The sequence below is a fragment of the Paenibacillus sp. GCM10027630 genome (genome assembly GCF_042676305.1).
GTDB lineage: Bacteria > Bacillota > Bacilli > Paenibacillales > NBRC-103111 > Paenibacillus_S.
The window spans coordinates 134439-146133 of the sequence record NZ_JBHTGY010000011.1 but is presented as its reverse complement, the minus strand read 5'-3'; the positions used below and the strand labels follow the sequence as shown (position 1 = coordinate 146133).

The window sequence follows — 11695 nt, the reverse complement described above, 5'->3', positions numbered from 1 at the left end:
TTGAATAAAACATCGAAATGGGAATATGTCGTACATTATGTTATTTTGAACAGCATTGCAATATTTGCTCTTTTTCCTTTTTATTGGATGTTTGTGACTTCCGTGAAACCGGCTGAACAGATTTTACAAATTCCGCCTGCTTGGTGGCCAAGCTACTTTGAATTTAAGAACTATACTGAAGTATTTCAGATCATGCCACTATTCGAATATTTGAAAAATTCAATCATTTATTCCCTATCAACCACTATCGTTTGCGTTCTGCTTGCTTGCTTTGCGGGTTACAGCTTGAGCAGGTTTCGTTTCAAAATCAGAAATGCAAGCATTGTGTTAATCTTATCATCACAATTAATTCCGTGGGTTATGAGTATCATTCCGTTTTATTTCATCATGCAAAGCTTGAAATTGAATAATACGACCATAGGCATTACGCTAGCCTATAGTATTTGGGCAATACCGTTTTGTACACTGATGTTAAAAAATTATTTCACGTCAACTTTACCCGTTGAAATTGAAGAAAGTGCCATGATTGACGGCTGCTCGAGAATGAAGATACTTTTCGTGATCGCATTGCCGATTTCAATTCCCGGGATCGTTGCAACCGCTATCTTTTCCTTTATATTGGCTTGGAATGAATATATGTGGGCAAGCATTGTTCTGTCGGATACCAAATACAAACCGTTATCAGTGGGAATTCATGACTTCATCGGGCAATTCGGCGTTACTCCATCGGTTTCCCTTTTTATGGCCGCTTCTGTGATTACCACTTTACCGATTTTACTTATTTTCGGTTTTTTACAAAAATATTTGATCAGTGGAATGTCTGATGGCGCAATAAAAGGTTAATCGATCTCGATCCGATACAATCAGCATGTTACGCATGAAATGAAGCTCATTTCATATTGCTTAAAGGTGGTGGTTGCAGACAATATTGTAAGGAATTTTAAAGTCTGTTTTCAAATTCAATGAATGGAGAGGGTTCTAAAATGAAAATGAACTTGAAAGCAATCAGCTTGTTTATGCTGGCACTGATGATGCAGGTATCCCTTGTTGCTTGTAGCGGAACCAACGTAACCAATACCGGGGGGGACACTGCGAAAAATTCCGGCCAAAACAAGGAGACCCAAACTGTTGAGAAAAAAGAAAACAAAAACAGAGAAATTACGGTTTGGCTTCAGCGGTATGGAAGCACCCCCAGTATTTCGAATGATTTTATGAAGGATGTTACTGCAAAATTTAAAGAAAAAACGGGTATTAATGTTAAGTATGAAACTCTAGACTGGTCTCAAGCGCTGAGCAAATATACTTTAGCCAGTACCGGTGGTGATGCGCCGGATGTTGCAGACCTATTCTTTCTTCAGTCTTTCCAGAAAATCGGCGGCGATAAGATGGGGCCGATGCAAATTAATGATTTGGTCAAAGAAATCGGTGTGGACAAATATATTACTTCCACTTTATCCGAAGCGAAAGTCGGCAATGATTTTTACGGCATCCCTTGGCGTATGGATACTCGAGTTTTGCTTTACAATACGGAGCATTTCAAAGAAGCAGGATTAACCGAGCCACCGAAAAATTGGAATGAATTAATTGAATATGGGAAAAAATTGACAAAAACAGATGCTAACGGGAACATTACTCGTTCAGGCTTGATATTCAGAAATTCCCAAGCACGTTTTGATCAGACTTGGTTCGCAATTTTAACGCAAGCCGGCGGAAAGGTTTTAAGTGATGATTTGACCAAAACTGCATTTAATACTCCCGAAGGCGCGGAATCGCTACAGTTTATGCAAGACATTGTGCATAAGCATAATATTGCGCCAAAAGGGATTATAGACCCAAGCTTTGACCCGAACAATGAATTCTTGTCAGGCAAATCTTCCATGATGATCGGAGCAGCTGCAGATTTTAGAGCTACCCAAGAAAAACTTGCACCACAAATGAAAGATAAATATAAGGCTGCGGTAATGCCGAGTAAAACGGGAGAAGGCCCATCAAGCATAAGTTTCGCTGCCCCAATATCTATAATGAAAACAACAAAAGATGTTGAGGCGGCAAAAGAGTGGGTTAAATTCTTCATGTCCAATGAGATCCAGCTTGAAGCATCAAAACGGTTCTCTTTACTAAATTCCAACAAGGAAGTTATGAACGATCCATACTTTAAGAACGACCCATGGTTGAGCGTTTTCGTTAAACAGACCGAGAGGGTAGTTCCGGGTGATAAACCGGTTGCGCAATGGAGTCAAATTGACGCATTTCCAAATGGTCCTCTTCCAAAGATGGCAACCGCTATAATGGCGGGGAAATCTGTTAAAGACGAAATCGAAAATGCCGTGGTGGAAATCAACAAAATTTTAACCAAATAAACGTATGGATTGCTGCCCCGAGTAGTAGTTCCATAGTATTCGGGGCTTAATTATAAAATATAAACCTGGAGGTACCTACTAATGAAAATTGCTAAATATTTGTCTCCGAAAACATTGGTCATAGAGGAGGTAGAAGATCCATCTATTCAATCTAATGAAGTGAAAATCAAAAGTATCATATCCGGGATAAGTCACGGCACAGAAATGAATGTTTATCGGGGAGTGGCACCGTTTTTTCATAAAAAACTTGACCGCCAGACCCGTCTATTTATTCAATCAGCTCAAAATGATACATGGAAATATCCGGTTCGCAGCTGTGACCCGGGAGTTTGGTATATGGGATACTCCAATGTAGGAAAAGTAGTAGAAGCAGGTAAAGAAGTGAACGATATCAAACTTGGAGACATTGTTTATTCGACCGGGCCGCACCAGTCCATTGTAGTTAAACCGGCAAGTGATGTTATAAAGCTACCTGATTCCATCCACCCCGAGCATGGTATCTTCTTAACTAATCTTATGACAGCATATAACGGCATTCTCGATTCACCGATTAAATTAGGAGATACGGTAGTTGTATCCGGATTAGGTGTATTAGGGCAGACAATCGTACAAATGGCCAAAATGTCGGGGGCTTTCCAAGTCATAGGTATCGATATGTTTGATCTTCGTTTGCAAACTGCTTTAGAAAATGGAGCGGATTATGTCTTTAATCCTATGACCTGCAAAGACATAGCTTATGAGGTACGCAAATTAACGAAAAACAAAGGGGCAGATCTGGTTATTGAAGTAACCGGAAATCAGAAAGCCTTAAATGAAGCTATTCGTATTGCCGCTCCAGATACGACTGTCACAGCGCTGGGTTGGTATCAAGGAGCAAGCACAAACTTGGATTTATCCGAGGAATTTCACCATAACCGGGTGAATATACGAAGCTCACAAACAGGAGCAATGGACCCTGCAATATCTCATATGTGGAACAGAGACCGACGACTGGAAAGTTGTTTAGAGTTACTTAGTCGGTTGAGGTTGGACAACCTATTAACTCATAAAGTTTCCTATGATAATATCTCTCATGCTTTTCAAATGGTGGATGAGAATCCAAAAGCAGTCATTCAGGTTGCCTTAACTTATTAAAGCAACTAGGGTTATTAATAAAATTGATTTTCATACAAATATATTAGGATGAGAGTATGGGGAGGGCCCAATGAAAATATCTGTTTGTATTGACGCAGTATTGAGAGGATATGATTTGGATAAAAGTTTGCAAACGGTTAAAAGCCTTGGAATTGACTCTTTTGAATTTTGGGCTTGGTGGAACAAGGATATCGATCGGTTAGTACAATTGAAACAAGATCTTCATTTAGAAGTCGTTACTTTTTGTACTAAATTCATCAGCTTGGTGGATTCCAGCAAAAAGGAAGAGTACCTATCCGGTTTACAGGAGTCTATTGTGGTAGCCAAAAGACTGGATTGCAAACGGTTGATAACACAAGTAGGCAATGAGTTGACGGATTTACCCAGGAATCAGCAACGTGAAAATCTTATAGACGGGTTAAAGGCATGCGTACCTTTTCTTGAACAATCGGGCATGACTTTACTGGTGGAACCCTTGAATATTAATGTGGATCATAAAGGGTACTTTTTGTACCGTTCCGATGAGGCGTTTGAAATTGTCGATGAAGTCGGAAGTAACCATGTTAAAGTCCTATTTGATATATATCATCAGCAAATTACCGAAGGAAACCTCATTAATACGATTATTCGAAACATTGACAAGATCGGGCATTTTCATGCGGCGGGTCATCCGGGCAGACATGAATTGGGCAACGGTGAAATTAATTATAAAGCTATATTTAACGCCATTAGAAAAGTGGGCTTCAACGGTTATATAGGACTGGAATATTTCCCCTTGACCGATCCGAAGGATGGAATTGAGGAATCGAATACGTATTAGATAACCCGTGGGGGGATAGCAATGAGGAATAAAACAAAAGTGGGAATCGGCTTAATTGGTTACAAATTTATGGGAAAAGCACACAGCCATGCTTATCGGGATTTGCCGTTTTTTTTCGAAACGGGTGTTGTACCAGAACTTCGAGCGATTGCCGGAAGGGATGAGGATGGCTTAAAAAAGGCAGCTGAAAAAATGGGTTGGCAATCTTATGAGACTGATTGGCGCCAACTTTTGGAAAGAGACGATATTGATATCATTGATATATGCACTCCAAACATCTCCCATGCAGAGATTGCCATTGCGGCAGCAGAGGCGGGAAAGCATCTCATATGTGAAAAACCGTTGGCGATGAGTGTGAAAGAAGCTAAAAGTATGCTCCAAGCAGTGAAAAAAGCGGGAGTCGTTCACATGATCTGCCATAACTATCGCTTTGCACCTGCCGTGCAGTGGGCTAAACAACTTATTGATCAAGGACGAATCGGTAAAATTAATCATATACGGGCAGTATACTTGCAGGATTGGTTGGTTGATCCGTATTCTCCTTATGTGTGGAGATTAAATAAACAATTATCAGGATCCGGAACACATGGTGATCTTGCTGCTCATATTATCGATCTCGCCCGTTTTCTTGTCGGAGAATTCCAGTCTGTTGTGGGAATGATGGAGACTTTCACCAAAATGCGCTGTTCCAATGATGGAATGATGAAAGAAGTAGATGTGGATGATGCCTCCGTTTTCTTAGCCCGTTTCCGAAATGGAGCCATCGGGACCTTTGAGGCCACACGAGTAGCCGGCGGTAATCGCAACGCAAACCGTTTTGAAATCAACGGTGATAAAGGGTCTATCCGGTGGGACTTCGAAAACATGAATCAACTTCAACTTTATTTAACAGATGATCCATTAGGGATGCAAGGTTTTCGAACAATAAATTGCACGGAAAGCTGCCACCCCTACGCTGCAGGATATTGGCCTTCAGGACATATCATCGGATACGAGCACACTTTTATTAACTTGGCGAAAGAACTTATGGACGGAATCTCCAAAGGTTACAGTCCATCACCGAACTTTGAAGATGGTGTGAATAATCAAATTGTATTGGAGTCTGTGGAGAAGTCAGCACAAAACGGTAGTTGGGTGAACGTTTCATAATATGTGAGTAATTAAAAAAGTAAGCCCATTTATGGCATACATCGTACCTAAATCATATTGCAAAAGGGACTGGATCAAATTGATTCAGTCCCTGCCTGTTGGGATTCAGATGGCCGTTGTTTCAGCATCTCTGCTGCCCGATATCGATCAGTTGGATTTAATAGGCACCTCGCTGTACGCCCACCTTGCGAAGAACGGTCACGCGCCGTACTATGCCGATCAATGCATGGAGGCGATTTTGGCTCCCGTTATCGCGAAGCAACTGGATGTTGATGAAACAATGCTGTTTTTTTACTTCGAACGAATATCCCAAGATGTAAACCAACTGCCTATCGAAATATTGCAAAAGTTGCAGCATGAAACAACTGCAACTTTCTTTTATGCTTTACAGGAGAATTTATGGGATTAAGGCTGCCGACCGAAATGGTTCGGCAGCCTTCTCCAGTTGATTAGTAACGAGCGGTGAGCATTTTTTTACGGGTGTAGAACTCGACCCCATCGCGCCCGTTTGCATGCAAGTCGCCGTAGAACGATTTCTTGTAGCCCGAGAAGGGGAAAAAAGCCATTGGGGCGGGAACCCCCATGTTGACCCCAAGCATGCCGGCATCGATCTCCTCACGGTATTGACGGATGGAACTTGCGCTATCGGTAAACAGGCACGCTCCGTTGGCGAATTCGGATCGGTTGGCGATCCCGATTGCTTCGCTCAAGTCACGAGCACGTACAATGGAAAGAATAGGGGCAAAGATTTCCTCTTGCCAAATACGCATCCCCGGCTTTACATGATCGAAAATCGTAGGCCCGATGAAGTAACCTGGCCCGCAAGCAGCCGCATCTGTTCGCCCGTCACGAAGGAGCTTCGCGCCTTCCTGTTCGCCTAGGTCGATATAACCAAACGTGCGCTCCTTGTGGGAATCCCGGATGACAGGCCCAAGGAAATTGCCTTCCACAAGACCGTTTCCAATAGTGATTTGGTTGGCCGCCTCAACGAGCCGTTCCGTCAGTCGATCGGCGACATCTCCGACGGCGACGACGACGGAACATGCCATACAGCGTTCCCCGGCAGACCCGAATGCGGCGCCGATAATGTTCTGGACCGCCAGGTCGAGATTGGCGTCCGGCATGACGATCGTATGATTTTTGGCGCCGGCCAGTGCTTGCACGCGTTTTCCGTTTGCCGCAGCAGTTTTGTATACATAATCCGCTACAGGCTGGGAACCGACGAAGGATACGGCTTTCACGTCTTCATGTTCCAGGATGCCGTTGACAACGTCGTGCGCGCCGTGCACGATGTTGAAGACTCCGTTCGGCAGACCAGCCTCGGCGAGCAGCTCAGCCAGCCGGTTCGCCAGCAGCGGGGTGCGCTCAGACGGTTTGAGCACAAACGTATTGCCACACGCGATGGCTAACGGAAACATCCAGCAAGGAACCATCATTGGAAAGTTGAATGGCGTAATGCCTCCGACCACACCGATCGGATAGCGGTACATGCCCGATTCGATGCCTGTCGCGATATCCGGCAGATGCGTCCCCATCATCAGGGTTGGCGCGCCTGCTGCGAACTCAACACATTCGATACCGCGTTGCGCTTCGCCGTAAGCTTCATCGTAATTTTTGCCGTTCTCCAAGGTGATGATGCGGGCCAAATCCTCTTGGTGCTCTACTAGCAACTGTTGATAGCGGAACATGATTCTCGCCCTTCTTGGCACGGGCGTTTTGCTCCAGCTCGCGAATGCACGGCTGGCTGAGGCAACCGCGTCGTTCAACTCGGCCCGGCTGGAGATCGGGACGTAGGCCAGCGGTTCGCCGGTAGCCGGATTCGGCACCATCTCTGTGCGTGCTGAGGCGGAGGCGACCCATTGCCCCCCAATAAAATTGCGTAACACTGACACTTCGTTCTTAACTGACATGTTTTAAAGCTCCCTTCTATTTACTGAAATCATATTCATAGCAGCGGTAGTAAAGCGCAACGATTTCTTCATGCGTCGGAACCTTCGGGTTATTGCCCGGGCTGCCGCTTGTGATCGCATCCGTCGCCATCTTGTCGACGACTTGATCGAGTTGGGCTTGCCCGATACCGTACGTTTTCATATTCGGAATTTCCAGCTGCTTGCATAATTGCTTGATTTCTTTAATACACGTGGTTGCCAACAACTCGTCCGTAGACGTTGATAGATCCGGACGAAGGAGGCGTCCGATCGTCGCCATGCGGGTGATTGCGCTTTTACAGGTGAATTCAAGCACAGCCGGAAGCAGCATCGCGTTGGATATCCCATGCGGGACGTGGAACATGGCCCCGATTGGACGCGACATGGCGTGAACGAGGGTGACCGACGCATTGGTGAATGCCGCTCCCGCCTCCATCGATGCCAGTGCCATTTGCTCCCTAGCGTCGATATCGCTTCCGTTCGTAAAGGCTGTGCGGATATTACCAGCGATCCGTTCTATTGCGCTTAGAGCGAGCTTATCCGTTAATGGCTGTGCCTTCTTGGAAATGTAGGCTTCGATCGCGTGACAGAGCGCGTCGACCCCTGTGGCTGCTGTTACCGGGGGAGGCGTGGACAGCGTCATGAGCGGGTCCACAATCGCGACGGCTGGTATGAAGGTAGGATGCTTAATCATCAATTTGATATTCGTTTCCGGGTTCGTGATGACAGTCACGCTGGTCATCTCTGATCCGGTACCCGCAGTCGTAGGAATTGCGATCAGTGGGATCGGCGCTATCATAATGGACTTTTGGCCACCCGAATAATCTCCTATGTAACCGCCATTACTTGCAACGACAGACACGGCTTTAGCTGCATCAATGCAACTGCCGCCACCGATCGCAACGATGGAATCGCAATTATGCTCCAGTAGGAGTTGAGTCGCCTCTGCGACATAAACATCAGTTGGCTCTGTGTTGACGTCGAGGTAGCAAACGACGGATACGCCGCACTGTTCTAATTGCTCTTGACATTTGGCGACGTTCCCGATCTTCTCCATAATGCGATCACTGACAAGGAGCGTCTTGCTGCCGAGCGACGATGCTTGTTCGCCGAGTTTCGTTAGAGAGTCGCGACCATACAGAATAACGGGTGGCAGTCGAAATTCATTAAACCCTTGCATTGGAAATCACCTCCAAAAGAATGTTATGAAAAAAATATACAATACTCTCATCCATAGGTAAAATGAATATATTGAATGCAATTCATTCCATTTTGCTATGTAAGGAGCTCCGATATGGACATTCATCAATTGCAGTGCGTTATCGAAATTGTCCGCTGCGGCAGCTTCACGAAGGCTGCTGCGACTCTGCACATTACTCAGCCGACGATAAGCAAGACGATCAAGAATTTGGAAGAAAAGCTTGGCGTCGAGCTTTTTGTCCGAAAAGGGAAGATAATTGAGCTTACGGATGCCGGCCGCGTTATTTATGAGCAAGCCCAAGGCATCGCATTGTCATTCCAGAACTTGTCGTTAGAATTGAGCGGAATTAAGAATTACAAGAAAGGCCACGTTCGAATCGGACTGCCTCCCATGATCGGATCGAGCTTCTTCCCGTCCGTGATAAGAAAATTTCATGAACTATACCCGGGATTGTCGGTTCACATCGTGGAAGAAGGATCCAAGAAGCTGGAGTCTGAGGTGGAGTGCGGCAATCTCGACGTAGCGGCCGTACTGTTGCCGACAAACGAAGAATTGTTCGATTGCTACGCATTTGTGGACGAGAAGCTGCAATTAATCGTACATCCTGGGCATCGACTAGCCGGGAGGGAGACCGTGGCGCTTACTGAGTGCGCTCAGGAGCCGTTTATATTGTTCCGTAAGGACTTTGCCTTACATGAGCGGGTGATGTCGGAGTGCATACGCTGCGGCTTTCGTCCGAACATTATCTATGAGAGCTCCCAGTGGGATTTCGTCAGCGGCATGGTCACTGAAAGGCTTGGCATTTCCTTGTTGCCGCAGCGCATTTGCAATGCGTTGTCCCCTGGGTTGGTGTGCGTGATTCCGCAAACTGTCCCTATTATTCCGTGGCGGATCGCCATGATCTGGAGGAAAGAGGGCTATCTTTCATTTGCTGCGAGGGAATGGATCCGTTTCACAAGAGAAATTTTTTGCGCGTAAAATTATTGCCACCTTGATATAAAATTACATTAATTACCAAATATTCTATAATATGATGTATAGACGACCCGTATTTTAGTGAGTATCGTATCACGCAATTTAATATCAGTCTGGACAGCTCACTAGGAGAGTGAATGCATTTGATAACAAAAACAATCCGATTCCGATCTATCTGCAAATTGCCCAAATCATATGCGAACGAATTAGAAGCGGAGAATATACGGTCAACGACAAGATTCCCTCGGAGGATGAAATTCTGAAGGCATACGGGGTTTCCCGGATGACGGCGAGGAGAGCGGTGACGTAGCTCGTTAACGATGGGCTCATATACCGAATTCACGGTAGGGGCGCCTTTGTGTCGTGGGCAAAGCTCGAGCGTAACCTGAATAAGCTAAACGGCTTTTTTGAAGATATGGCGGAGCTCGGACTTCGGCCTTATTCCAAAATCATTAAATTCGAGAAGCGTGAGCCGAATCAGAAAGAGCAGCACCAGTTGAACTTGAAGAAAGTGTATCCCCCTTACCATCTTTGCGGCTGCCTGGTTTCTTGAGATCACTGAACAGGTCCACAAGGTGTTTAGTTTTAATCTCTGTTAGCTGTTTGTGTCCAAAAAGAGGAATGATACGTCTGTTTAACTCTTGAGTATAACCCTTTAAAGTTGTTGGCTTAGTTCGTCTTCAGCGTAGCGTTTCCTCCATTCGTCAACAAATGCTTGAAAGGTCATTTCCCCGGTGTCATGTACTCGCCCGATTCGACTTCAATTTTAAATTTAATGAGTTCCTCTTCTAAATATTCCTTAAGCTTCTTTGGTGTGAATTTTTCTTCGATCTTAATAGGTTTGTGACGGTTGATTCGCTTATTACCGGGGCCGTTGTCTCCGGCTGTCAAGAGTTTTACTGCAAACGGATTGGCTAAAAAACTTTAACAAATGGTTAGCAGACACTTTTAGGGACGCCTCCTGTCTGCCAAGGAAGCAAGTCATTTTATTGGGTCACACTTGGGCAATAATCTACATATAAATGACTAATGCTATTTGGAAGGAGTTGCACCGATTGCCTTCATTTATCGGGAGTTTTAAAATCAATAGCGTTGGTCCCAGTTCCAATGTCAATAATGGAGATACTGCTTTTATCATCTTATCCAGCAGTGCCAAGGTAAATGCGGGTTCGGCCTCATTTTCGCCGGGAGATACCTTCTTTAGCCCAACATTTCATACGAACGAAAGTACGGATACAAACGAACCGTCTCTTGTCAATGGCGCCATTGGTAGAATTGTCTGATTTTGTACCCATTGACTCCGAAAAAGGTCCTGTTTGCGAAGGAACCGCATCAGGGCCTTTCTCGTTATTTCTTACCCTAAATCGACCGGCAAGTCTTTACCATCAACTACTCCTTTTTACCTCCGGAGCGGCCTTGTTGTCTAGGTTATAAAGGATGCAGAAGATCGTAGACAAGACATTGACGGCTGCAGAGTTGGCTTTTTTAAATACTGTGCTGGATGGCAGGATTGATAGAAAGATTGAAGTATAGATCAGGAAAATTATCCTACAAAATCCCAATCATTGGGAATATTATAAGCCCTCTTTCCTTGGGATTGAGGGCTTTTTTGTTGTTATGATCAGGAAAATTTTCCTTAGCCCTAATAACAATAGACGGCGCAATAAATGCAACCGTCTATTCAGAAGGAGAACTATGGGATGTGGAATTACTTGGAGAATGATCCACATCATATCATATGAAATTCTATCAAAATTGGAACGATATATTTCCTTTGCAAGTTGTAAAGATGACGTGACATTCGATCCAAACGCCAAGTCAACTCGTTAGGAAGCTTTAGTAGTCTTGTTGAGAGCAATGGAATTGAATCCTGAAATCAATAGTTTGATTGATCAGCTTACTGTGAAATAAGTAGAAATACTCGGATCGGTTAGGGAGTCTAGACAAAGTGTCTAGTACTCTCTATTTTTGTGGGCAGCATGTTGCTGTCTATAGAGGTTTAGTACCCAATGGTGAAGGCAGAGTAACCATAACTCAAGACAAGCCTCCATTTTTTTAAGGCTCGTCATACTCAAGCCCGAAAAATTTTTTTTTGTTCAAAGGTACTTAGGAAAAATGGTATTCTTTG

The 11695-nt window shown here is 44.6% G+C and carries 12 protein-coding genes and 1 pseudogene; 10 read left to right on the top strand and 3 right to left on the bottom strand.

Annotated features, from left to right (window positions below):
- From ACFQ0C_RS06840 to ACFQ0C_RS06815, 6 genes are all read left to right on the top strand, one after another.
- Nucleotides 1-843 carry a carbohydrate ABC transporter permease gene (locus ACFQ0C_RS06840; protein WP_216624619.1) on the top strand — a complete coding sequence of 281 codons (843 nt, stop codon included), beginning with the start codon at nucleotides 1-3 and terminating at the stop codon, nucleotides 841-843.
- 140 nt (nucleotides 844-983) lie between these two features.
- Nucleotides 984-2360 carry an ABC transporter substrate-binding protein gene (locus ACFQ0C_RS06835; protein ID WP_379365223.1) on the top strand — a complete coding sequence of 459 codons (1377 nt, stop codon included), beginning with the start codon at nucleotides 984-986 and terminating at the stop codon, nucleotides 2358-2360.
- An 81-nt stretch (nucleotides 2361-2441) separates the two neighbouring features.
- Complete coding sequence (locus ACFQ0C_RS06830) at nucleotides 2442-3494, top strand: zinc-dependent alcohol dehydrogenase (RefSeq protein WP_379365221.1); 1053 nt, start codon at nucleotides 2442-2444, stop codon at nucleotides 3492-3494.
- 70 nt (nucleotides 3495-3564) lie between these two features.
- Nucleotides 3565-4314, top strand: coding sequence for a hydroxypyruvate isomerase family protein (locus ACFQ0C_RS06825; protein ID WP_379365219.1), 750 nt, complete (start codon nucleotides 3565-3567; stop codon nucleotides 4312-4314).
- Nucleotides 4315-4335: 21 nt separating this feature from the next.
- Nucleotides 4336-5463, top strand: coding sequence for a Gfo/Idh/MocA family protein (locus tag ACFQ0C_RS06820; protein ID WP_171652320.1), 1128 nt, complete (start codon nucleotides 4336-4338; stop codon nucleotides 5461-5463).
- 79 nt (nucleotides 5464-5542) lie between these two features.
- Nucleotides 5543-5872, top strand: coding sequence for a UTRA domain-containing protein (locus tag ACFQ0C_RS06815; protein ID WP_379365216.1), 330 nt, complete (start codon nucleotides 5543-5545; stop codon nucleotides 5870-5872).
- A 40-nt stretch (nucleotides 5873-5912) separates the two neighbouring features.
- Here ACFQ0C_RS06815 and ACFQ0C_RS06810 read toward each other — a convergent pair whose 3' ends face one another.
- The gene (locus ACFQ0C_RS06810; protein ID WP_379365214.1) at nucleotides 5913-7373 is read right to left on the bottom strand and encodes a CoA-acylating methylmalonate-semialdehyde dehydrogenase; all 1461 of its coding nucleotides are present in this window, start codon (nucleotides 7371-7373) and stop codon (nucleotides 5913-5915) included.
- A gap of 16 nt (nucleotides 7374-7389) precedes the next feature.
- Nucleotides 7390-8571: an iron-containing alcohol dehydrogenase gene (locus ACFQ0C_RS06805; protein WP_379365212.1), complete on the bottom strand. Its 1182-nt coding sequence runs from the start codon at nucleotides 8569-8571 to the stop codon at nucleotides 7390-7392.
- 114 nt (nucleotides 8572-8685) lie between these two features.
- Here ACFQ0C_RS06805 and ACFQ0C_RS06800 point away from each other — a divergent pair, with 114 nt between their 5' ends.
- From ACFQ0C_RS06800 to ACFQ0C_RS06790, 3 genes are all read left to right on the top strand, one after another.
- Nucleotides 8686-9570 (top strand): LysR family transcriptional regulator, encoded by an 885-nt coding sequence (locus ACFQ0C_RS06800; protein ID WP_379365210.1) that lies wholly within the window; start codon nucleotides 8686-8688, stop codon nucleotides 9568-9570.
- Between the two features lie 130 nt (nucleotides 9571-9700).
- Complete coding sequence (locus ACFQ0C_RS06795) at nucleotides 9701-9877, top strand: GntR family transcriptional regulator (RefSeq protein WP_379365208.1); 177 nt, start codon at nucleotides 9701-9703, stop codon at nucleotides 9875-9877.
- 48 nt (nucleotides 9878-9925) lie between these two features.
- Nucleotides 9926-10120 (top strand): hypothetical protein, encoded by a 195-nt coding sequence (locus ACFQ0C_RS06790; RefSeq protein WP_379365206.1) that lies wholly within the window; start codon nucleotides 9926-9928, stop codon nucleotides 10118-10120.
- A gap of 16 nt (nucleotides 10121-10136) precedes the next feature.
- Here ACFQ0C_RS06790 and ACFQ0C_RS06785 read toward each other — a convergent pair.
- Nucleotides 10137-10232, bottom strand: a pseudogene (locus ACFQ0C_RS06785) (tyrosine-type recombinase/integrase); the annotation flags it as partial.
- A gap of 390 nt (nucleotides 10233-10622) precedes the next feature.
- Here ACFQ0C_RS06785 and ACFQ0C_RS06780 point away from each other — a divergent pair.
- Nucleotides 10623-10850 carry a spore germination protein gene (locus ACFQ0C_RS06780; protein ID WP_258216163.1) on the top strand — a complete coding sequence of 76 codons (228 nt, stop codon included), beginning with the start codon at nucleotides 10623-10625 and terminating at the stop codon, nucleotides 10848-10850.
- Nucleotides 10851-11695 lie beyond the last annotated feature (845 nt).